Below are 22,558 nucleotides of genomic sequence, written 5' to 3'. Positions count from 1 at the left end.
GGAGCAGCCGATGTCACTCTCCGAGGATTTCCGTCTACCGGTGGCGTGCCCCAACTGCGGCAGTCACCTGATGCGAGTCTCCAGTGTCAAGAATCCCGACGACCAGGTGCACTGTGCCTCCTGCCAGCGCTTCGTCTGCCTCTATCACGAGGCCCAGACGGTGCTCCGCCACGGGCCCGGCAGCCAGAGCGAGGCCTTGATCGAGAAGGCCGTGAATCGCGGTTCCTGAGCGGGCGCAGGAGGCGGGCGGGCCGGCGCCGGGACGTCGGCCCGCCGCGTTTCAGAGCAGTTCCTCGCCGGCCAGCGCCAGGCGCGAACGTTCCACGCTCTGGAGGGTGACATGGCCGGCATGGGGCCAGTCGCGGAAGCGTTGCACCACCGCCGCCATGCCGCAGGTGTTGGCGGTGAGATAGGGCGTGTCGATCTGGCCCACGTTGCCCAGGCAGACGATCTTGGTGTTGCGTCCGGCCCGGGTGATCAGGGACTTGAGCTGCTTGGGCGTGAAGTTCTGGGCCTCGTCGATGATCAGGAAGGTGTCGTTCAGGGTCCGGCCGCGCATGAAGCCGGGGGCGCGGATCTGCACCCTCGAGCCGAGCAACTGGCGCGTCGCTTCCTGATTCCAGGTGGAGCTGCCGTCATGCTCGTCGCGCAGCAGGTTGTCCATGTTGTCATGGAAGGCACCCATCCAGGGTGACATCTTCTCCTCCTCGGTACCGGGCAGGTAGCCGATGTCCTCGCTCATGGAGATCGGGGCCCGGGTGAACACCACGCGCTCGAAGCGCTTGCCGTCCAGCGTCTGCTGGAAGGCCGCGGCCAGGGTCATGAAGGTCTTGCCGGTGCCCGCACTGCCGGCGATGGTCACCAGGTCGACGCTTTCGTCCATCAGCAGGTTGAGGGTGAAGTTCTGGCGGCTGTCATGGGCATGCACGCCCCACACGCTGGCGCCATGCCGGTAGTTGGTCAGCAGCTCCAGATGGGCATGGCGCGGGCCCAGGTCGCGGACCACCGCCTCGAAGCTCGCCCCGTCATCGCTGTCCGAGACCAGCATGCCGAGGTGCCAGTCCGTGGGGATCTCGCCGGCCAGACGGTAGATCACGCGGCCATCCTCGCGCTCCACCTTGACCTCGGTCTTGAGGGTCTCCCACAGGCCGCTGCCATCCTGGCCCGCCTCGGGGTAGACCCGGGCGCCGCCGATCATGGCATCGCTGTCGTCGTAGGCGCGATCGGTGAGGTAGTCCTCCACCGGCACGCCCAGCGCCGCGGCCTTGACCCTCAGGTTGATGTCCTTGGTGACCAGGATCACCGAGGCGTCGGGGCGCTCGTCGCGCAGCAGACAGGTCTCGGCGAGCAGGCGGTTGTCGGGGGTGTCCTCCAGGTTGTCGGGGATCGAGAGGTTGTCGTAGCACAGCAGGCGTAGTCGGCCCTCGGGGCCGGTGAGCCGGGTGATGGGAATGCCGTCGCGGATCTGGTCGATGTCGACGTTGGCGGTGAGGTCAGAGAGGGTCCGGCTGACCTGCCGGGCGGTGCGGGCGATTTCGCGGATGCCGTTCTTGTGCTTGTCGAGCTCCTCGAGCACGGTCATGGGAATGACCACTTCGTGCTCATCGAACTGATAGAGGGCGGCGGGATCATGGATCAGGACGTTGGTGTCCAGCACGTAAAGCCGGGTGGCCTTCTTGTCGATGCGTACCATCGGCGCAGCTCTCCTGCATTGTCACCGGATCGACGTCAAGGATGACGCCTCGATGTCGACACTGTCAGCGCCGGATGTCAGTTCCGTGACAAGGCGCGATGTGCCGGTCTCACGGTTTGTGGTGAGCACCTCCTGTTGTCATACGACCGCAATACTTGCCAATTGGCTCCCAGCATGGCCCATCTTTGCCGCTCTGCACAATTGCCGGCCTCAACGCTGTGCCGCTTCGCTTGCCGCCGACCGGGCGCAGGCGTGGCCAGCCCAGGTCGCGATCGCCCGCCTGTTGCGGGAGGAGAGAGCCGTCCTCCCGAGTACGGCGGGTGGACGTTGATACTGGCCACCCGCTACGCCCTGGACAGGCCTCGGCAGCGTGTCGCCGGCTGGCGCGAGGGCGGGCGACCGCCAGGAGCGGGGTCACGCCTGGATCATCACCCGGTCGTCCTGGAAGCAGACCGTCCAGCAGCGCAGCCGCACCGAGTCGTCTTCCAGGCACTGGCCGTCGTCGAGGCGGAAGTGCTGCTTGTAGATCGGTGAGGCCACCACCGGCGTCCCCGAGAGGTCGCCGACGATGCCGCGGGCGATGACGTTGGCGTCGGAGAAGGGGTCGTGATGGTCCACGGCGTAGAGCTCGGTGGCATGGCCGGGCAGGTAGAACAGGGCCACCTGGGCCGGCCCCTCGGACGTCTCGATCCAGGCGGCGACGCCGGAGAAGGCGACCAGGTCGGCCTTGGTGCACAGGGGTCGCCAGGTCTGGGTCATGGTCGAGGCTTCTGCGGTTGCGCTAGTCATGGGAGAGTTCCTTGTTCGTTCGGGGGAGCGTGATAGGAGGCCAAGTCGTCTTTGGCAGAGCGATAGACGCCGGCCTGGTCACTCGGGGCTGATCCGTCGACAAGTCTTCGAGGAGGCGCTGTGAACCCATCCCTGGGCGCTACCGACGCCATCCATGGCGTAGGACCTCCTCTTCGACCTGTCCCCGGCGCCCCTCGTCGGCACGATAGCCACAGGGTCGCCAATGGCAGCGAAACGGCCGGTCAGGCGGGTCTGAGCTGGCCGCGCTCCTCGGTCACGATGATGTCCGGGTCGGGGCGCGCGTCGTTGACGAAGCTGCGGAAGCGCTTGAGCTTCTCCGGGTCCTGGAGGGCGCCGGCCCACTCGCACTCGTAGTTGTCGATGACGGTCTGCATCTGCGCCTCGAGCTCCTCGTTGATCCCCAGGCTGTCCTCGAGCACCACCGCCTTGAGGTAGTCCAGGCCGCCCTCGAGGTTCTCGCGCCATACCGAGGTCCGCTGCAGGCGATCGGCGGTGCGCACGTAGAACATCAGGAAGCGATCGATGATCCTGATCAGCTGCTCGTCGTCCATGTCGGTGGCGAAGAGCTCGGCATGGCGCGGGCGCATGCCGCCGTTGCCGCAGACGTAGAGGTTCCAGCCGTGCTCGGTGGCGATCACCCCGACGTCCTTGCTCTGGGCCTCGGCGCACTCGCGGGTGCAGCCGGAGACCGCGAACTTGAGCTTGTGCGGCGAGCGCAGGCCCTTGTAGCGGTGCTCGAGCCGGATCGCCATGCCCACGCTGTCCTGCACGCCGTAGCGGCACCAGGTGCTGCCCACACAGGACTTCACGGTGCGCACCGACTTGCCGTAGGCGTGGCCGGTCTCGAAGCCGGCCTCGATCAGCTCGCCCCAGATGTCCGGCAGGTCCTCGAGGCGGGCGCCGAACAGGTCGATGCGCTGGCCACCGGTGATCTTGGTGTAGAGGCCATGCTTCTGGGCGACCTGGCCGAGCACCACCAGCTTGTCCGGGGTGATCTCGCCGCCGGCGACACGCGGCACCACCGAGTAGGTGCCGTTCTTCTGCATGTTGGCCATGAAAGTGTCGTTGGTGTCCTGCAGCGGGATATGCGCGGCGTCGGTGATCGGCTCGTTGAAGCACGAGGCCAGGATCGAGGCCGCCGCCGGCTTGCAGATGTCGCACCCCAGGCCCTGGGTGTGTGAAGAGCCGTGCTTCTCGATCAACTCGCCGAAGGTCTTGATGCCCTCGACGCGGACGATGTCATAAAGCTCCTGGCGGGTGTGGGCGAAGTGCTCGCAGATCGACTGGTCGACCTCCACGCCGCGGGCTTCCAGCTCGTGGTCGACCACGCTCTTGAGCAGGGCCGCGCAGCCGCCGCAGCCGGTGCTGGCCTTGGTCTCGGCCTTGACGGCGCCCAGGTCGGTGGCACCGGCGTCGAGGGTCGCGCAGATCGACCCCTTGGTGACGTTGTGGCACGAGCAGATGGTCGCGCCCTCGGGCAGGGCGTCGGCGCCCAGGGTCGGCGCGCCCTCGGTGGAGGGCAGGATCAGCGCGGCCGGGTCCTCGGGCAACTCCAGGCCGTTGCTGTAGTACTGCATCAGGGTGTCGTAGTAGGCGTTGTCGCCCACCAGCATGGCGCCGAGCAGCTTCCTGCCGTCGCTGGAGACCACCAGCTTGCGGTATTCCTGCCTGATCTCGTCCAGGTAGCGGAACATCCGCGCGCCGGGGGTCTGGTTGCCGTGGGCGTCGCCGATGGCGCCCACGTCGACGCCGAGCAGCTTGAGCTTGGTGCTCATGTCGGCGCCCGCGAAGGTCAGCTCGCCCCCCAGCAGGGTATCGGCGGCGGCCTTGGCCATCTGGTAGCCGGGGGCCACCAGGCCGAAGATGCTGTTGTTCCACAGCGCCACCTCGCCGATGGCCAGGATCGCCGGGTCGCTGGTCAGGCAGCGGTCATCGATCACCACGCCGCCGCGCTCGCCCATCTCCAGGGCGGCGTCCCGGGCCAGTTCGTCGCGGGGCCGGATACCGGCGGAGAACACGATCAGGTCGGTCTCCAGCACCTTGTCGTCCTGGAAGACCATGCGGTGGAAGCTGGCCTCGCCGTCCTCGATATGCTGGGTGGCGCGGCCGGTCAGCACCTGGACGCCCAGCGCCTCGATCTTCTCGCGCAGCAGCTCGCCGCCCTCGGTGTCGACCTGCATCGGCATCAGCCGTGGGGCGAACTCGACCACGGCGGTGTCGAGATCGAGGCCACGCAGGGCGTTGGCGGCCTCCAGGCCCAGCAGGCCGCCGCCGACCACCACGCCGGTGGTGGCCGTCTCGGCCGCGGCGCGGATGGCATCCAGGTCGTCCAGGGTGCGGTAGACCAGGCAATTGTCGCGGTCGTTGCCGGGGATCGGCGGCACGAAGGGGTAGGAGCCGGTGGCCAGCACGACCCGGTCGTAGGCGTAGCGGCCGGCCTCGGTGACCACCTCGCCGGCATCGCGGTCGAGGGCGGTCACCGCCTCGTTCAGGCGCAGCTCGATGCCGTGTTCGGCATAGAAGTCGGCGTCGCACATGGCCAGGGACTGGGCGTCCCGACCACGGAAGTACTCGGACAGGTGGACGCGATCGTAGGCACGGTAACGCTCCTCGCCGAAGACCGTGATGCGGTACCGATCGGTGGCACCCCGCTCGATGAGCTGCTCGACCAGATGGTGGCCGACCATGCCGTTACCGATGATGATCAGGTGGTGTTTCTCGGAATGGGGCGTGTTCATGCGGCCTCCTTCTCGGGGCTATCGGTGTCTCGGAGAGTGGTCTCGTGCTCGGCGAGCAGGGCCTCGACATCGGCCTGGCCGAGGGCCAGGGCCTGGCGGGCGGCGTCCAGCCGGGTGCCGGCCCGGGCCTGGGTGAAGAGCCAGGGCCCCATGGCGGTGTCGCCATAGAGCACGGCGCCCTCCAGGCGGCCGTCGCGCAGCAGCAGGCGGCGGTATTCGCCCTGCTGCGGGTCGTGATAGGTCAGGGCCTCCTGGCCCGGCGCGGCCTCGGTGGGGCCGAAGGCATACAGGGATACGCCGCCGACCTTGAGCTTGGTGGCCGTCGGGGCGTCGGCGAAGCCCGCCGTCGCTTCCCCGGCCAGGTGACGGGCCAGCACCTCGACCTGCTGCCAGATCGGCTCCACCAGCCCGAAGGTGCGGGTCCCGAACTGGCAACACTCGCCGAGGGCATGGATGGCCGGGTCGGAGGTGGTCAGCCAGGCATCGACCCGGATGGCGCGGTCGCAGGCCAGGCCGGCCTCCCGGCCGAGCTCGGCGTTGGGCGTGATGCCGGCGGCGATGACCACGCGGTCGGCGGGCAGTCGCTTCCCCGAGGCCAGGCGTGCGGCGGCGACATGGCCGTGGCCGTCGTCCTCCAGGGCGGCCAGTTCGACGCCGGTGGCGATCTCCAGCCCGCGGCCCTCCAGCTCGCGTCGCAGCAGCGTCGCGGCGGTGGCATCGAGCTGGCGGTTCATCAGGCGCTCGCTGCGCTGGAGCACGCGGGCCTGCATGCCGCGCTGGCGCAGGCCCTCGGCGGCCTCCAGGCCCAGCAGGCCGCCGCCGACCACCAGGCCGCGGCCGCCGCGCTCGGCCGCGGCGGCGAGGGCCTCGGCGTCGCCCAGATCCCGGAAGCCGCTGACGCCGGCCAGCTCGATGCCCGGCACCGGCGGCAGGGCGGTACGCGAGCCCGTGGCCAGGACCAGCCGGTCATAGGCGATGGCCTCGCCGCGCTCGGTCACCACCCGGCGCCGGGCCCGGTCGATCCGGGTCACCCGCTCGCCGAGCCGCGTGCTCAGGGCGATGCCGGCCCGGCCGGCGATCTCGGGCAGGCGCAGGTCGTCATGGGTCATGTCGCCGGCCAGCCAGGGCGAGAGCAGGATGCGGTTGTAGGCCGGGCAGCGTTCCTCGCCGATCACGGTGATACGGCGCGGCGCCGCGGCCTGGCGCACGAGCGTCTCGACCAGGCGCTGGGTGGCCATGCCGTTGCCGACGATCACCAGGTGCTCGATGGGACGTTGTGGCGGGACGGACCCGGGAAGGGCATCGGGGCACATGTCGAAACCTCCTGAAACGCGAAAGACGCCTCGGCCCCCCTGGCAGCGGGGGCGCTGAGACGTCTTCGTCTGGTATTCGGTGGGCGATCGCCGTTGACCGCAAGGGAGAGGCCTGAGCCCGCTCCGGTTACTTACGGCCTTTCAATTATCGGGCCAATCTGTAATTTGTCTCAATGAAATCAAGGATTAGATATGTCGTAGCGGACGGCGGCGGGTATCCCGCCGCCGTCCGAACGGGCCTCATGCACGCTCCTGGTGCGTGGCGGCATCGAAATGCACGGGGCTGTAACAGGCCGACAGCCGGGCGGGGTCCAGCCGGCCACCGCGGGCCCGCAGCGCCTGGTCGAGGTGGCCGGCCATGGGGGCCATGGCCTCGGCGGAGGGGCGCAGGTCGCCACCGAGCCGTTGCCGTGCCGGGCCCGTGTCGGGTGCCAGCGTCTCGAGGTGGCTCACGGCCCGGTCCAGGTAGGGGGGCAGGGCCAGCCAGTCGCGTGCCCGGCGGGCATGCTCGGGCGAGGCGCCGAGCCAGTCGGCGGCCCCGGTGAGGGCCCGGATCAGGGCGGCGAGGGTCGCGGGGTGGCGCTCGGCCCAGGCCGCGGTGACCCCGAGCACCTTCTCGGGATGGTCCGGCCAGAGCCGGGCGCCGCTGGCGACGATGCGACCGCCCCCCCGGTGCTGGGCCAGGCTGCCCCAGGGCTCGCCGACGCAGAAGCCGTCGATGCGCCCCTCCTCCAGGGCCTCGGCCATGCGGGGCGGCGGCAGGACCACCAGCTTGACCTCGCGGTCGGCGTCGATGCCGCCGAGGGCCAGCCATTCGCGCAGCTGGTAGTGCTGACACGAGAAGGGATGGACCATGGCCAGGCAGGGGGGCGGTCCGCCGCGATGGCGCAGGCGCCGGGCGAAGTCGCGGGCACTGACGGCGGGATCCGGGGCGTCACCCTGCGGGGCGGCGGCCTCCGGCGAGGGCATGCCCTCGCTCCAGCGTGGCGACAGCACCAGGGTGTTGCCGTTACGTCCCAGCACCAGCGGGGCCAGGGTCTCGCAGGCGGCGCCGGAGATCCCCAGGCTCATGGCCAGGGGCAGCGGGGCCAGCATGTGGGCGCCGTCCAGCAGGCCGGCGGCGAGCTTGTCGCGCAGCGTCGACCAGGCATTCTCGCGTGACAGCGCGACGTCGAGCCCTTCGGCGGCGAAGAAGCCGCCCTCGCGGGCGATGATCGGCAGGGCGGCATCCAGCAGCGGAATGACGCCCAGCGTCAGGCGCTCGAGCCCGGCGGTGCGACTCGCGGTCATAGGCCTTTCTCCAGTCGTTCGAGGATATCGATCACGTTGGCGGCCACTTCGCCGATGCGCTGGCCGCGGTCCATGGCCAGTTTGCGCAGCATGCGGTAGGCCTGTTCCTCGTCGCAGTCCTGGTGCTTCATCAGCAGTCCCTTGGCCCGCTCGATGCGCTTGCGGTCGGCCAGCTGGCCGCGGGCCTTGTCGAGTTCGGTGCGCATCGACTGGAAGGAGGCGAAGCGGGCGATGGCGACCTCGAGGATCGCCTTGACCCGGCTGGGCACCAGGCCGTCCACCACATAGGCGCTGACACCGGCCTCCAGGGCGGCCTGCATGGTGTCGGGCTCGTGCTGGTCGGCGAAGAACACCACCGGACGCGGGTTCTCGCGATTCAGCAGGGACATGCTGTCGAGGGTGTCGCGATCGGGGGACTCCATGTCGATGATCACCACATCGGGGGCGTGACGCGCGACCATCTCGTTGAGGCTGGCCGGGCTCTGCAGGCGGCAGACGACCTTATGGCCCTCCTGGGCGAGGGCCTCCTCGACCATGGCGGCGCGCACGATCTCGTCATCGACCAGCAGGATTTTCAGGGGCTGGGGCATAGGGCGTGGCTCGTTGCATCGGTCGTTTGCAGGAAGCAATGCAAGATACATTCCAGATGCCGCGATGCCGGCAAGGTTCGGGGTCGGGCGCCGGTCCTGGCGCCGTCGCCATCGATCGCCGGGGGAATGTTGCACCGCAGCGGTGCGGAATCGGGCGCCGACGGCCCCGGCTGGTGCAGGGCGGCGCGAAGGCCCGGCCCTCGCCGGCCCGGAGGTCCCGCCACGGCGGGTCCGGGGCCTGTTGGCACGCGGCTTGCTTGATACTGGGCAATCATCTCCCGGGCCGCCATGACGGTGGCCCCAGGCAACGACGCCCACCGCCGCGCTGGCCACCCGTGCGGCGGTGGGCGTCGTCGTTGGGACCCACGATCGAGGAGGGCGTTATGCATCAGGCGCGAACCACTTGCCCCTACTGCGGTGTCGGCTGCGGCGTGCTGGCCGACATCGACGGCGACCGCATGGTCGGCGTCGAGGGCGACGCCACGCATCCGGCCAACTTCGGCCGCCTGTGCGTCAAGGGCTCGGCGCTCGCCGAGACCCTGGGCGCGCAGGGGCGTCTGACGCGCCCCCGGGTCGACGGTGTCGAGGTCGACTGGAACACCGCGCTCGACGCCGTGGCCGAACGGCTCCAGGCGACCCGCGAGGCTGCCGGCGACCCGGCGGTGGCCGGCTACCTGTCCGGGCAGCTGCTCACCGAGGACTATTACGTCGCCAACAAGCTGTTCAAGGGCTTTCTCGGTACGCCGCACCTGGATACCAACTCGCGGCTGTGCATGGCCTCGGCCGTGGCCGCCTACAAGCGTTCGCTGGGCGCCGACGCCGTGCCCTGCAGCTACGAGGACCTGGAGGAGGCCGAGCTGGTGGTGCTGGTGGGCTCCAACCTGGCCTGGAACCATCCGGTGCTCTACCAGCGCCTGCGCACCGCCAAGACCCGCAACCCGCTGATGCGGGTGGTGGTGATCGACCCGCGGGTCACCGACAGCTGCGAGATCGCCGACCTCTACCTGGGGCTCAGGCCCGGCAGCGACGCCCGCCTGTTCAACGGCCTGCTGGCCTGGATGGCCGCCAAGGGCAAGCTCGACCGGGTCTACCTGGAACAGCACACCACCGGGCTGGATGCGGCGCTGGCCGCGGCCCGCGAGGACGACGGCTCCGTTGAGGCCATCGCCGCCGACTGCGATGTCGACCCGGAACGCCTGGAGACCTTCTTCTACTGGTTTGCCAGCCAGCTGCACGTGGTGACCCTCTACTCCCAGGGCATCAACCAGTCGTCCAGCGGCACCGACAAGTGCCACGCCATCATCAACTGCCACCTGGCCGGCGGCAAGCTCGGCCTGCCCGGTGCCGGTCCCTTCTCCATCACCGGCCAGCCCAACGCCATGGGGGGCCGCGAGGTGGGCGGTCTGGCCAACCAACTGGCCGCCCACATGGACTATGACAGTCCCGGCGCCCTCGATCGGGTGCGCCGCTTCTGGGCCACCGACACGCTGGAGCCGAGCCTGCCCGAGGGACCCGGTCACAAGGCGGTGGCGCTGTTCGAGGCCATCGAACGCGGCGAGATCCAGGCCCTGTGGATCATGGCCACCAACCCCGTGGTCAGCCTGCCCGATGCCGACCGGGTACGGGCGGCCCTGGCCAGATGCCCGCTGGTGATCGTCTCCGAGTGCATGGCCGACACCGACCTGCTGCCCTATGCCGATATCGTGCTGCCGGCCACGTCCTGGTCCGAGAAGGACGGTACCGTGACCAACTCCGAGCGGCGCATCTCCCGCCAGCGGGGGCTGCTGCCCCCGCCCGGGGAGGCGCGTCACGACTGGTGGATCATCGGCGAGGTCGCGCGGCGGCTGGGCTATGGCGAGGCCTTCGCCTATGCCCATCCCGGCGAGATCTTCGCCGAGCACGCCCGGCTCTCCGGCTTCGAGAACGCGCCCGACCACCCGGGCCATCGTGCCCGGATGTTCGATATCTCGGCGCTGGCCGAGCTGGATCGCGAGGGCTACGACGCCCTGGCGCCGATCCAGTGGCCGGTGACCGCCGCCGCCCCCCATGGCACCGCCCGGCTGTTCGAGGAGGGTCGCTTCGCCACCGCCGACGGGCGCGCCAGGCTCTTTCCGGTGCGCCCTCGGGGGCCCATCCAGGCGCTCGACGCGACCCATTCGCTGCGGCTCAACACCGGGCGCGTGCGCGACCAGTGGCACACCATGACCCGCACCGGCCGCGCGGCCCGGCTGATGAACCACCGGGCCGAACCCTTCATCGAGATCGCCCCGGAGGATGCCCAGGCGCTCGGGCTCGGCGACCAGCAACTGGCGCGCCTGACCAGCGCCACCGGCGAGTACCGTGGTCGGGTCAGGCTGTCGCGCGGCCAGCGACGCGGCGAGGTGTTCGTGCCCATCCACTGGACCGATCGCTTCTCGGCCCGGGCCCTGGCCGGCAGCCTGCTCGCGGCCCATGTCGATCCGCTCTCCGGCCAGCCCGAGGCCAAGCACGGCGCCGTGGCGGTGACGCCGCTGGCCACGGCCTGCGAGGCCACCCTGGTGGTCGCGGGGGATCTCGAGGTCGCCGGGACCGTGCGGCAGAGCGCCGACTACTGGACGCGGATCCCGCTGGCCCATGCCGACCGCTGGCAGCTGGCCTGGGGCGAGGGCGAGACGGGCCTGGGACGCCTCACCGAGATCCTGCCGGTGCCGGCCTCGCTGTGGTGTGACGATCCCGCCACCGGCCGCTGGCGGGCGGCCGGCCTCGAGGACGGCCGCTTGCGCTGGTGGCTGATGGTGGGGCCGCCCGCCGAGCTGCCGGGCCTGGCCTGGCTCGACGCACGCTTCGCCGAGGCGGCCGAGGGCCTACCCCTGGGGGACGGGCGTCGCCGTCGGCTGCTGGCCGGCTGCGATGACGGTGCCGCCGCCAACGGCCCGCTGGTCTGCAGCTGCCACCAAGTGGGCCAGGCCGCCATCGTCGCCGCCATCCGCGCGGGCGATGCCAGCGTCGAGGCGCTGGGCGCGCGACTCGCCTGCGGCACCCAGTGCGGCAGCTGTATCCCCGAACTGAAATCCCTGATCGAAGAGGAGGGGGCCCATGCGCGCTCCGAGCAGAAGCCTGAAGCCGTCCAAGTGGTCTGACGTCGTGGGGCGCGTCGCCGGCGCGCTGGTGCGGCTGGGCCGGGACGCCTCGCGGTGGCGGGCCGCCCCGTGGGTACCGCGAGGCGCACCCGAGGTCCCGGGACTCTCCCGGCAGGGGGGCTGCCGCCCGGGCAGCGTCTACCTGGTCGGCGCCGGCAGCGGCGATGTCGAGCTGCTGACCCTCAAGGCGGCCCGGCTGCTGCAGCAGGCCGACGCGGTGGTCTACGACCGCCTGGTGGGCGATGAGGTGCTGTCCCTGGTGCCCGCCGGTCGCGAACGCTATTACGTGGGCAAGGCGCGGGGCCATCACAGCGTGCCCCAGGCCGAGATCGGCACGCTGCTGGTCGACCTGGCACGGCAGGGCAAGGCGGTGGTGCGCCTCAAGGGCGGTGACCCGGGGGTGTTCGGGCGCATGGGCGAGGAGCTCGCCGCGCTGGCCGAGGCCGGCGTGCCGGCGCACATCGTGCCCGGCATCACTGCCGCCTCGGCGGCCTGCGCCGGCATGGGCATCCCGCTGACCGACCGTGGCCACGCCCAGCAGCTGCGCTTTGTCACCGCCCAGTTGTGCCGTGAGGGCGGCGCCCCGGACTGGGCCGCGCTCGCCCGCCGCGACGAGACCGTGGTGTTCTACATGGGCCTGGCCAAGGTCGCGGCCATCTGCGCCGGCCTGCGCGGTGCCGGGTTGCCCGACGACTGGCCGATCATGCTGGTGGCCAACGCCAGCCTGTCCGACCAGGCGGCGCTCACCGGCACCCTGGCCGACATGCCGGACAAGCTCGCCGCCCACCCGCTGCCGTCGCCCTGCCTGATCGTGGTGGGCAGCGTGGTGAGTAAGGTCGAGACCAGCCCGGCGGCCATGGCGCCGTCAGAGGCCCGTCAACCCTGAGGGAGGAAGCCCGCGCGTGATGCCTGGCGCGTCCGGTCAGTCGCTGCCGTTGAAGGCGTCGGCCACGGCGACGCCGGTACTCAGGTGGCGAAGGTTCATGCTTGATATGAAAATTGCATCATTTTTAAAACAATAAATGCATTGGAAGTATCACTCCAGGTGGCCGATGGTGAAGTCACGGGATCTCTCACTTCGTCGCCCGTAGTTCCACGAGCGTCACGACTGTCCGGGACACCGTGGGTTCCCGAATCTCTCTCGCGGCAACACCAGGGTTGGCGGTCGAGGCGCACGGTAGAGGAGGGTACCCATCATGTTTGACACCGAACAGTTCATCGCCGATTGTCGCAGCGCGCTTGCCGCCGACGAATCCCCCCGGCGGGTGCGCGAAGTGGTCGCGAGAGCGGTTTCCGATCCGGCCGCCATTCTCCAGGCACTCGGGGAACCGACACGCGGCGGGCTCTACCCGCTCTATCGCTCGGAGGAGCTGACCATCATCAACATGGTGTGGGCGCCTTACATGACGCTCATGCCACACGACCATCGAATGTGGGCGGTGATCGGCATCTATACCGGTCGCGAGGACAATATTTTCTGGCGGCGGGTTTCAGGCAGCAACGGGAACATCGAGGCAGTGGGCGCCAAGGCACTGGCCGCCGGCGACGCCGCGCCGCTGAAGCACGACATCATTCATTCGGTGATCAACCCGATTCCCCGTTTGACCGCGGCGATCCATATCTACGGAGGCGACTTCTTCGGCGCAGAGCGCAGCGAATGGGACCCGGAAACGCTCGATGAGCAGCGCTGGACTCCCGAACACGCCATGCGTCGGTTCGAGGAATCCAATTGGATCATCGATCATCTCGGGGTCGATGCCGCCTGACGTCGCCGGCGACATCTCGACCTGCGGCTGGCTGGGTGGGGCGGAAATACGCGGAAATACGTACCCGTCCCCGATTTCCCCGTCGATCATCTCGGGGTCGATGCCGCCTGACGTCGCCGGCGACATCTCGACCTGCGGTTGGCTGTGCGGGACGGAAATACGTACCCGTCCCCGATTTCCGCGATTTCCGGAGGGAACGCCCGATGGGGCCTCGTCCGGTCAGTCGTTGTCGTTGAGGGCGGCGTCCAGGGTCAGCAGCGCCGCCTGCCAGGAGGCGGCATCGGCGGCGGCATCATAGGCCAGCGGCAGGTCGTGCTGCGCGGCGAACGCATCGGCCTCGGGGTTCGTGAAGCCGTGCCTGGCCAGGGGGTAGTTCGTCACCTCGACGTCGGCACCCTGGGCCTTGAGGGCCTGGGCCATCGCCACCAGGTCGTCGCGGGCGACGAAGCCGTCCTCGGCGCCGTTGTGGATGCGCACGCTGCCCTCGAAGGCCTGGGGCATCTTCACCGCCACCGTCGGGACCCCGTGAAAGCTGATGGCGGCCTCGAGGGGCATGCCGGACAGCGCCATGTTCATCACCACGCTGCCGCCGAAACAGTAGCCGATCGCCGCCATGCCGCCATCGGCCACCGCCGGGTGCTCGCCCAGCCTGGCCATCGCCGCCTCGAGCCTGGCGCGGGCCGCCGGCCAGTCCTGCATCACCCGGCTGGAGAACTCCTGGGCCTCGGCGGGATGGGCGGCCAGCCGGCCGTCGCCGTACATGTCTACCGCCAGGGCCACGAAGCCCAGCGCCGCCAGCTGATCGGCGCGGGTGCGGACATAGCTGTCCAGCCCCCACCATTCGTGCACCACCAGCACCGCCGGTTGCGGCTGGTCGATGCTGGCATTGCGCGCCAGGTAGCCCTCATAGGTGGTGCCGCCGGTGGCATACTCGAAGACCTCACCGACCACGCGTGGCCCCGACTGGGTAGTGACCTGCTCGTCGCCGGGCGAGGGCTCGGTCTGTGCCTGGACGCCGGCCGCGCCCGCCATCAGGCCAGCGGCCAGGCAGGCCAGGGGGAATAGGTGTCGCATCAGGGATCTCCTTGCCTGTGATCGGGGGCGTCCTCGACGTCGGTCGCTTTCGCTCATTCATGCTTTCTTAATATAGCCAGCCGGGAAGGCGGGCGTCACCCGTTTCGGCCAGGGCGTGTCGCGCGGCGGATGCGGCACGCCCCCCTGTCCCCGGCGTGACCGGGGCAAGGGGGCGTCGGCGGGAGGGGGCGTTCGGTCCCGGGACCGCCGAGATCGCGTGGTCCCGGGGCCGCTCAGTCCTTGCGCGCCTCGAACGCCTCGAAGACCTCGCGTCCGGTCAGGTCGCGGGTGGCGTTGGCGAAGTGGTACCAGGGCGGCTTCTCGTCGATGAAGATCTGGGTATCGAAGGTCCAGGCTTCCCCGTCATCGACCAGCCCCGCCGGCACGGCATAGTGCTCGCCGGTTCTCAGGCGATAGAAGAGGTGGGTGCCGCAGTGGCGGCAGAAGGCGCGTTCGGCCCAGTCCGAGGAGGCGAACACGCTCACGCTGTTCTCGCCCTCGATCTCGACGCGGGAGACCGATTCCAGGGCCAGCAGCGGGCCGCCGCCCCAGGTGCGACACATCCGGCAGTGGCAGGCGCCGATGTTCTGCCGGGCGGCCTCCACCGCCAGGGTCACGGCGCCACACAGGCAGCTGCCGCGCAGGGTCATGGCATCGTGCATGGTCGTCTCCTCGGTGCGGGCCACGGCCTCGGGTCAGTCCTTGAGCCGGGCGAGGACGGTGTCGGCGCTGCTGGCCTCGATCACCCCCTTCTGGGTGTCGACGCCGAGGTACTCGACCACGACATCGTCGGCAATCAGCGCGAAGCGCTTGCTGCGGGTGCCCATGCCGCCGGCACTGGCATCCATCTCCAGGCCCAGGGCCCGGGTGAACTCGGCGTTGCCGTCGGCCAGCATGGTGAAGCGCCCGGCGTTCTGGTCCTTCTGCCAGGCGTCCATCACGAAGGCGTCGTTCACTGCCAGGCAACCGATGGCATCGGCACCGGCGTCGAGGATATCGTCGGCGCGGACCACGAAGCCCGGCATGTGGGTGTTGGAACAGCCCGGGGTGAAGGCGCCGGGGACGGCGAACAGCACCACCCGGCGGCCGGCGAAGAAGTCGCCGGTGGAAAGATCCTTCGGTCCCTCGGGACCGTTGGTCTTGATGGTGATGTCGGGAAGGCGGTCACCGATGGCGATCGTCATGGCGTGGCTCCTGTCGTCATGGGGGAAAGGTGGCGTCAGTCATCGAGCCGGGGCGGCGTGGGGCGCACCAGGATCTCGTTGACGTCCACGTGCTCGGGCTGGCCGACCGCGTAGAGGACCGCCTCGGCGATGTCCCTGTCGTGCAGGGCATGCTCGGGGGGCTCGTCGAAGAAGGGCGTGTCGACCATGCCGGGCTCGATCAGGGTCACGCGAATGCCGCTGCCACGCAACTCCTCGCGCAGGTTGTAGCCGAGTCCGGTCACCGCCCACTTGGTGGCCCCGTACATGGAGCCGGGAAGGGTGGCGCGGCCGGCGGCGGAACCGGTGAGCAGTACATGGCCGCGGCTCTTGCGCAGGGCCGGCAGGGTGGCCTGCACGGTCAGGCCCACGCCGTAGATATTGGTGAGGATCATGTCGCGCCAGGCCTCGTGGTCGGCCCCGCTGAAGCCGCCGGGGGAGCCGCCGCGGCCGGCATTGGCAAAGACCACATCGAGACGGCCGAAACGCTCCAGCGCCTGTTCCACCATGGCCTGCTGGGCGGCCATGTCGGTCACGTCCATGCCGACGGCCAGCACGTTCTCGGGACCGAGCTCCTGGGCGAGGCCGGCGAGCCGTGCCTCGGAGCGGGCGGCCAGCACCAGCTTGTAGCGCTCCCGGGACGCGGCCCGGGCGGTGGCCGCGCCGATCCCGCTGGACGCCCCCGTGATCAGGAATACACGATCCACCATGCGCTTCTCCCCTTGTCCGGTCACTACCCGCTTCCAGCATGGCCAGAACCGCGGCCGCCTGCAAATGCGAACGCCACCGCCGCGGCGAGGCGGCGATGGCGTGGCGAAGGCGATGGGGCGTCCCTGCCCCGGCGGGGGGAACTCAGCGCAGCGACAGGGCCGCCGAGGGCTGGGCGCCGGCCGCCTCCTGGTAGGCGGCGCTCTCCTCGGCCTCGACCTCGGGGGAGAAGCGCACCAGCAGGGCGCACAGCGAGGCGATGATCACCGCCACCCCGAGGTAGAACAGACCCTGCTGGTAGGTCAGGGCCTCGGAGCGGAACAGGAAGCCGGCGGCCACGGCCCCGGCGTTGCCGCCTGCGCCGACGATGCCGGCCACCGCGCCCAGCGCCTTCTTGTTGATGAAGGGCACCACGCCGAAGGTGGCGCCCTCGGCCATCTGCACGAAGAGGCTGAACACCAGCATGATGCCGATGGCGAGCGCGAGGACATGCATCTGCGAGAAGAACATCAGGGCCACGCCCTCGCAGAGCATGGCGATGAACAGCCAGCGCACCCGGCCCTTGAGGCCCGAGTTGCGGGCGAAGAGGTCGGAAAAGATGCCGCCCAGGGTCCGCGCGAAGAGGTTCATCAGCCCGAACAGGCCGGCGATCATGCCGGCGGTGGCCAGCGTCAGGCCGAAGTTGTCGAAGAAGTAGATGGCGGCGATGTTGTTGATGGTCAGCTCGACGCCGAAGCAGGCGGCATAGACCACGAACAGGGCCCAGACGCGGATGTCCTTGGCGGCGGTGGCGAAGCTGGCGCCCATGCCGTGCTCCCCGTCGGCCTCGGGCAGTTCGCCGCGGGCACGCAGCTCGTCGAAGTTGCCGTCCGGCGCGTCCTGGGTGAACAGGTAGTAGGCGATACCGGTGAGGAACAGCACGATGCCCGGGACCACCATGGCCAGGCGCCAGCCGAGGGCCTCGTTGACGCCGAGCATCAGGATGCCGGAGAAGATCAGCGGCATCAGGATCTGGGTGGTGCCTCCGCCCAGGTTGCCCCAGCCGGCCGAGGTGGCGTTGGCGGTGCCCACCACATTGGGCGCGAACATCACCGAGGTATGGTACTGGGTGATCACGAAGGAGGCGCCGATGGCGCCGATGGCCAGGCGGGCCAGGAAGAAGGACTCGAAGTTGTCGGCGAAGCCGATGCACATCACCGGCAGCGAGCCCAGGCACAGCAGCCAGGTATAGGCCCGGCGCGGGCCGATCCTGTCGCACAGCACGCCGATGGCCAGGCGCACGATCACGGTGATGGCCACCGAGGCGATGATGGTGTTGCCGATCTGGGTCTTGGTCAGGCCCAGGTCGTCACGCACCACCGCCATCAGCGGGGCGATGCCGAACCAGCCGAAGAAGCAGATGTGGAAGGCGAACCACGAGAAGTGGAAGGCGCGCATCTGCGGCATCTTCCAGTTGAGCAGGCGAATGCGATTGGCCTTGTTGCGGAGTTCCATGGGGGTACCTCGTCGAATGACGTTCGAACACACGATCCTGGGCCTTCGCCATTGAAGGTCGGGTCCGACGCACTCGTACCCCGGGGGGCCTGGTCCACGTCTGGCACGCTCTGCCCATGGCAATGCATATACATTGCCATTACAGGAAGATTTCGTTTTATTCAGTTGGTTGCGGAATTTCTGGCGGGAGAGGGCGGGGTGTCGTCGGGGGCGTGATGGTGCAAGGCAGCATGCGCTGGCGGGGCAATGCCCCGCCATGGTGCCTCACTGCATGGCGAGGCGACGGTCGTCGCGGGGGCAGTTCAGGAAGGCCGATTGCCGGAGCCACTCGGGGTCGGGGTAGTAGGTGAACAGGTACTGGCTGTCCTTGATGCTGTCGATCAGCGGCACGGCGACCTCGGAGCGCACCGCCGGACAGCCATGGCTGCGTCCCAGTCGCCCCGTGCGCTCGATGAAGGCCTCGCTGACGTAGTCGGCGCCATGCATGACGATGGCCCGCTCGAAGGCCTGATCGTTGACGCCGGGCTCGAGGCCCTCCAGGCGCAGCGAGTAGCCGTTGCTGCCGTGGTAGCTGTTCATCGTGCGGAACAGCCCCAGACTGGACTGGTGGCTGTCGGGGGTGTTGGAGAAATCGCTCGCCATGGCGTCACCGGAGCCCTGGCCATGGGAGACCAGCTCGCGGAACAGCAGTCGCTCCCGTCCCAGGTCGAAGACCCAGAGGCGCTCCTCGGTGGACGGCCGCGAGAAGTCGATCACCGCCAGCCGTTCGGCCTCGGGGTCGGCACAGTGCAGGGCCCGGGCCGCCAGGCGCAGTACCTCGGGATCGGCGTTGGGCGCGAGCCGGGTCAGGCGCTGGGCCAGCGGGGAGGAGGGGGCCACGGCCGGGGTATGGGCCTGGGCGAGGAAGCTCCCCGACAGGGCGGGGGGCGTCAGGGTCATCAGGGCGACGGCCAGCAGGGGGCCCGTCGCTCGGCGAAGCGAACGCAGCGATGGCATGCGGAGTCCCAGTTATTGTCGGCTTGCACGAATCGGATCGGCGCATGAACGCCCGGCAATGGGCAGGAAGTCGCTGGCTCAAGGCGCGTATCATGAGGATCGCGGCCAGGCAGACCCGTCCCGACCATCGGTCGGCAGGAGGCGGTCTCATGCGAACAGCGGGTACTCTAACACGAGGGCTAGGCCGTTGGAGTATGGCATTTTTGGTCCTTGTGGCTCCCTTGGGCGTCTTCGCGGATGGGACGGGAGTGGCTGCCAAGCCGCTGCGGCCTTTCCCCATGGACGACGTCGGCCTGGCCCGGCCGCTGCCGGTTCCTCTGGAGAACGCCCTCCGCGCCTCGCCGCCGCGTGTCTCGGCCTTCTATGTGCGCCGTGGGGGCGAATTGGCCTGGCAGGATCGGGGCAAGGTGGCCGCGCTGGTCGACCTGCTGCATGCCTTGGACGACGAGGGCCTGACGCCGGCGGACTATCGCCCCGCCCGGCTGGAACGCGAGGCGGGTGATGCCCTCGAGGCGAGCGTCGATGAGGCGGCTCGGGCCCGCTTCGATGTGCTGGCCAGCGACACCCTGCTCCGCGCCCTGACGCATCTGCAGCGCGGCCGGCTCGATCCCGGCGAGGTCTACCCGGGCTGGGAGATCCCGGTGCCACTGCCCGAGCTGGATCTGGTGGCCATCACCCGGGCCCTGGAGGCCGGCGAGGTCGATAGGGCGCTGGCCATGGCGCGGCCCGCCACCGAGGGCTACGACGCCCTGCGTCGCTCGCTGGCGCGCTATCGCAACATCGTCCGCCTGGGCGGCTGGCCGACGTTGCCCGAGCGACGGGAGTCGCTGCGACCGGGCGACGTGGACGCGGACGTCGCCCTGCTGCGCCGGCGCCTGGCGGCGATCGGCGAGTTGGAAGTCATGGCCGCTGACGTGGCGCATTACCCGGATGTCGGCCTGGAGGCACCGGCGCCGCATCACTATGATGCCGGCCTGGTCGAGGCGGTACGCCGCTTCCAGCGGCGACACATGCTCGAGGACGATGGCGTGGTCGGGCCACGCACCCGGGCGGCGCTCAATGTCCCGGCCGCCCAGCGCCTGGCGACGATCCGCGCCAACCTCGAGCGGGCGCGCTGGCTGTCGGGGACGCCGCCCGACCATCGCGTGCAGGTGGACGTGGCCGGCCAGCGCATCCGCTACCGGCGCCCGGACGGCGAGACCTGGCAGGCCCGGATCATCGTCGGCCAGCCGGGGCGTCCCACGCCGGTGCTGCACTCGACGATCACCCACTTCACCCTGAACCCCACCTGGACGGTCCCGCCGACCATCCTGCGCGAGGACGTGTTGCCCCGGGTGCGCCGCGATCCCGGCTACCTGGCCGAGCATGACATGGTGGTGCTCACCCCTGACGGGCATCGCCTGAACCCCTGGCGCATCGACTGGTGGCGGCCGGGGCGGGTCATCCTGCGCCAGCGGGCCGGCCCGCGGAACCCGCTGGGGCGCCTGGTGCTGCGCTTCCCCAACGACCATCTGGTCTATCTGCACGATACGCCGACGCCGAGCCTGTTCCGGCAGCCCCAGCGGGCCCTGAGTTCCGGCTGCATTCGCGTGGAAGGGGTCATCGAGTTGGGGCGGATGCTGTTCGCCGACACCGGCACGTCTCGCGACCTCACGGGGCTCATCGCCACCGGCCGGACCCGCAACGTCTCCCTGGCCCGGGAGGTGCCCCTGATGCTGCACTACTGGACGGCCCGCGTGGAGGGCGGCGGTCTGCCGAGTTTCCGCCCCGACATCTACGACCGGGACCCGGCCCTGATCGCGGCCCTGGCGGGACCGCCTCAGGCGTAGCCCTTGGCCTGCAGCCGGAACAGCCGGGCGTAGCGGCCGCCCTCGGCCATCAGGCTGTGGTGGTCGCCGCGCTCGAGAATGCGCCCGCCGTCGATGACGAGGATCTGGTCGGCGGCGCGCACCGTGGAGAAGCGGTGGGAGATCAGCACCGTCATCTTGTCCCGGGCATGGTCGCGGAAGTCGGCGTAGACCGCCGCCTCGGCGGCGGCGTCCATGGCCGCGGTGGGCTCGTCGAGCACCAGGATATCGGCGTCCTCGCGCATGTAGGCCCGGGCCAGGGCGATCTTCTGCCACTGCCCGCCGGACAGTTCCTGCCCGCCCTTGAACCAGCGGCCCAGCTGGGTGTGGTAGCCCGCCGGCATGGTGGCGATGAAGTCCTCCGCCAGGCCTCGCCGGGCCGCCTCCTGCCAGCGCGCCTCGTCGTCGAAGGCCGTCACGTCGCCGGCGCCCAGGTTCTCGCCCACCTTGAGCTGGTAGCGCACGAAGTCCTGGAAGATCACCCCGATGCGCCGGCGCAGGGTGGCCAGGTCCCAGTCGCGCAGGTCGCTGCCGTCGAGCAGGATCCGTCCCTCGTCGGGATCGTAGAGCCGGGTCAGCAGCTTGATCAGGGTGGTCTTGCCCGAGCCGTTGACGCCGACCAGGGCCAGGCTGTGGCCCGGCGTCAGGTGCAGGTCGATGTCGGCGAGCGCCGGCGCATCGGCGCCGGGGTAGGTGAAGCTCACCCCCTCGAAGCGGATGCCGTCGCCCGGCCGGGCGCCCCGGGTACGCCGGCCGGTCTCGCGGGCCACCGGCTGCTCCAGGTATTCGTAGAGGTTCGACAGGTAGAGGTTGTCCTCGTACATGCCGCTGATCGCGGTGAGGCTTGCCGAGAGGGCCGCCTGGCCCTGCTTGAAGACCATCAGGTACATGGTCATCTCCCCCAGCGTCAGCCGGCCGGCCACGGTGTCCACCACCACCCAGGCGTAGGCGCCGTAGAACGCCAGGGTGCCGAGCAGGCCGAGCAGGAAGCCCCAGGTCTCGCGGCGGATCGTCAGGCGACGATCCTCGGCGTAGAGGGTGTCGAAGATGCGTCGGTAGCGGTCGAGCAGCAGCGGCTCCAGGCCGAACAGCTTGACCTCCTTGATGCTGTCCTCCCGGGCGAGCACCGTCTCGAGGTACATCTGCATGCGGGTCTGGGGCGAGCGCCAGCGGAACAGCCGGAAGGCGTCGCCGGAGAAGCGGGCCTCGGAGACGAACACCGGCAGGGCGCCGATCACCAGCACCGCCAGGGCCCAGGGCGAGAACTGCACCAGCAGCACCCCGAAGCTGGCCAGCGAGATGCCGTTCTGGGCCAGGCCGAAGGTCTTGTTGACAAGGCCCAGGGGCCGGGTCGAGGCCTCCCGTCGGGCCCGCGTCAACTTGTCGTAGAACTCCGAGTCCTCGAACTGGGACAGCGACAGCGTGCCGGCCTTCTCGAGGATCATCACGTTGACCTTCTGGCCGAGCAGGGCGCGCAGCAGCGATTGCTGGGCCGAGAGGCCGCGCTGGGCCAGGGCGATCAGCGCCACCATCCCGGCTTCCATCGCCACGTAGCGCAGCACCGGCTCGAGCAGGTCGACGAGTGGGGCCGAGCCCTCGCGGTGCAGGGCCATGGCGGCGACCACCGCATCGACGATCAGCTGGCCGATCCAGGCGGCCACCGCGGGCAGCACGCCGGCTACCAGGGTGCACAGGGCCAGCCCCAGGGTCAGGCCCCGCGAGGTCTGCCAGACCAGGCCCAGCGCCCGGTGGCTGTAGCGAAAGACGCCGAGGAAGGCGGCCAGGCGTCCCTCCCCGGGCGGGGCGGTCTCGGCGTGGGCATCACGGCTGGTCAAGCGTGGGCTCCGGCTGGGGATCTCATCGCCAGTGTACCGGGCCGCAGGCCGCTGCACAGGCGCGAGGGGCCACGGAGGGGCGG

At 69.9% G+C, this 22,558-nt stretch carries 18 protein-coding genes; 5 read left to right on the top strand and 13 right to left on the bottom strand.

Annotated features, from left to right (window positions below):
- The first annotated feature begins 10 nt into the window (after nucleotides 1–10).
- Nucleotides 11–229: a hypothetical protein gene (locus OCT48_RS13575; protein WP_183383417.1), complete on the top strand. Its 219-nt coding sequence runs from the start codon at nucleotides 11–13 to the stop codon at nucleotides 227–229.
- A gap of 51 nt (nucleotides 230–280) precedes the next feature.
- On the opposite strand, the gene OCT48_RS13570 is transcribed toward OCT48_RS13575, so the two are convergent.
- From OCT48_RS13570 to OCT48_RS13545, 6 genes are all read right to left on the bottom strand, one after another.
- A complete protein-coding gene (locus OCT48_RS13570; RefSeq protein ID WP_263589666.1) occupies nucleotides 281–1,693 on the bottom strand; it encodes a PhoH family protein in 1,413 nt (470 codons plus the stop codon).
- A gap of 414 nt (nucleotides 1,694–2,107) precedes the next feature.
- Nucleotides 2,108–2,482, bottom strand: a complete 375-nt coding sequence (gene nirD / locus OCT48_RS13565; RefSeq protein WP_263589665.1) for a nitrite reductase small subunit NirD — start codon at nucleotides 2,480–2,482, stop codon at nucleotides 2,108–2,110.
- 242 nt (nucleotides 2,483–2,724) lie between these two features.
- Entirely contained in the window at nucleotides 2,725–5,241 is a 2,517-nt protein-coding gene (gene nirB / locus OCT48_RS13560; RefSeq protein ID WP_263589664.1) for a nitrite reductase large subunit NirB, read from the bottom strand.
- Nucleotides 5,238–6,554, bottom strand: coding sequence for an NAD(P)/FAD-dependent oxidoreductase (locus OCT48_RS13555; RefSeq protein WP_263589663.1), 1,317 nt, complete (start codon nucleotides 6,552–6,554; stop codon nucleotides 5,238–5,240). The genes nirB and OCT48_RS13555 overlap by 4 nt, the downstream gene beginning before the upstream one ends.
- A 240-nt stretch (nucleotides 6,555–6,794) precedes the next feature.
- Nucleotides 6,795–7,844, bottom strand: a complete 1,050-nt coding sequence (locus OCT48_RS13550; RefSeq protein ID WP_263589662.1) for a CmpA/NrtA family ABC transporter substrate-binding protein — start codon at nucleotides 7,842–7,844, stop codon at nucleotides 6,795–6,797.
- Nucleotides 7,841–8,434, bottom strand: coding sequence for an ANTAR domain-containing response regulator (locus OCT48_RS13545; protein WP_263589661.1), 594 nt, complete (start codon nucleotides 8,432–8,434; stop codon nucleotides 7,841–7,843). Before OCT48_RS13545 ends, OCT48_RS13550 begins: the two co-directional genes overlap by 4 nt.
- Nucleotides 8,435–8,817: 383 nt before the next feature.
- Here OCT48_RS13545 and OCT48_RS13540 point away from each other — a divergent pair, with 383 nt between their 5' ends.
- The 3 genes from OCT48_RS13540 (at nucleotide 8,818) to OCT48_RS13530 (ending at nucleotide 13,319) form a co-directional block, all read left to right on the top strand.
- On the top strand, nucleotides 8,818–11,553 hold the full coding sequence (locus OCT48_RS13540) for a nitrate reductase (RefSeq protein WP_263589660.1): 2,736 nt from the start codon (nucleotides 8,818–8,820) through the stop codon (nucleotides 11,551–11,553).
- Nucleotides 11,510–12,439, top strand: coding sequence for a uroporphyrinogen-III C-methyltransferase (gene cobA / locus OCT48_RS13535; RefSeq protein ID WP_263589659.1), 930 nt, complete (start codon nucleotides 11,510–11,512; stop codon nucleotides 12,437–12,439). Before OCT48_RS13540 ends, cobA begins: the two co-directional genes overlap by 44 nt.
- Before the next feature lie 310 nt (nucleotides 12,440–12,749).
- On the top strand, nucleotides 12,750–13,319 hold the full coding sequence (locus OCT48_RS13530; protein WP_263589658.1) for a hypothetical protein: 570 nt from the start codon (nucleotides 12,750–12,752) through the stop codon (nucleotides 13,317–13,319).
- A 219-nt stretch (nucleotides 13,320–13,538) separates the two neighbouring features.
- Here the strand turns inward: OCT48_RS13530 and OCT48_RS13525 are convergent, their stop codons facing one another.
- The 6 genes from OCT48_RS13525 to OCT48_RS13500 form a co-directional block, all read right to left on the bottom strand.
- Entirely contained in the window at nucleotides 13,539–14,393 is an 855-nt protein-coding gene (locus tag OCT48_RS13525; protein ID WP_263589657.1) for a dienelactone hydrolase family protein, read from the bottom strand.
- 233 nt (nucleotides 14,394–14,626) lie between these two features.
- Nucleotides 14,627–15,055, bottom strand: coding sequence for a GFA family protein (locus OCT48_RS13520; protein ID WP_263589656.1), 429 nt, complete (start codon nucleotides 15,053–15,055; stop codon nucleotides 14,627–14,629).
- Nucleotides 15,056–15,088: 33 nt separating this feature from the next.
- On the bottom strand, nucleotides 15,089–15,577 hold the full coding sequence (locus OCT48_RS13515; protein WP_263589655.1) for a peroxiredoxin: 489 nt from the start codon (nucleotides 15,575–15,577) through the stop codon (nucleotides 15,089–15,091).
- Nucleotides 15,578–15,612: 35 nt separating this feature from the next.
- On the bottom strand, nucleotides 15,613–16,305 hold the full coding sequence (locus tag OCT48_RS13510; protein WP_263589654.1) for an SDR family oxidoreductase: 693 nt from the start codon (nucleotides 16,303–16,305) through the stop codon (nucleotides 15,613–15,615).
- Nucleotides 16,306–16,447: 142 nt separating this feature from the next.
- Nucleotides 16,448–17,797 carry a NarK family nitrate/nitrite MFS transporter gene (locus OCT48_RS13505; protein ID WP_263589653.1) on the bottom strand — a complete coding sequence of 450 codons (1,350 nt, stop codon included), beginning with the start codon at nucleotides 17,795–17,797 and terminating at the stop codon, nucleotides 16,448–16,450.
- Nucleotides 17,798–18,061: 264 nt separating this feature from the next.
- Nucleotides 18,062–18,793: a murein L,D-transpeptidase catalytic domain family protein gene (locus OCT48_RS13500; protein ID WP_263589652.1), complete on the bottom strand. Its 732-nt coding sequence runs from the start codon at nucleotides 18,791–18,793 to the stop codon at nucleotides 18,062–18,064.
- A 248-nt stretch (nucleotides 18,794–19,041) separates the two neighbouring features.
- Here OCT48_RS13500 and OCT48_RS13495 point away from each other — a divergent pair, with 248 nt between their 5' ends.
- Nucleotides 19,042–20,622 carry a L,D-transpeptidase family protein gene (locus OCT48_RS13495; protein ID WP_263589651.1) on the top strand — a complete coding sequence of 527 codons (1,581 nt, stop codon included), beginning with the start codon at nucleotides 19,042–19,044 and terminating at the stop codon, nucleotides 20,620–20,622.
- Here OCT48_RS13495 and OCT48_RS13490 read toward each other — a convergent pair.
- Nucleotides 20,613–22,475 (bottom strand): ABC transporter ATP-binding protein, encoded by a 1,863-nt coding sequence (locus tag OCT48_RS13490; RefSeq protein ID WP_412031009.1) that lies wholly within the window; start codon nucleotides 22,473–22,475, stop codon nucleotides 20,613–20,615. The two genes, OCT48_RS13495 and OCT48_RS13490, sit on opposite strands and share 10 nt — an antisense overlap.
- Nucleotides 22,476–22,558 lie beyond the last annotated feature (83 nt).

It is taken from the genome of Halomonas sp. M4R1S46, from assembly GCF_025725685.1.
In the GTDB taxonomy this organism is placed as follows: Bacteria; Pseudomonadota; Gammaproteobacteria; order Pseudomonadales; family Halomonadaceae; genus Halomonas.
This window is presented reverse-complemented; position numbering and strand designations above follow the sequence as displayed.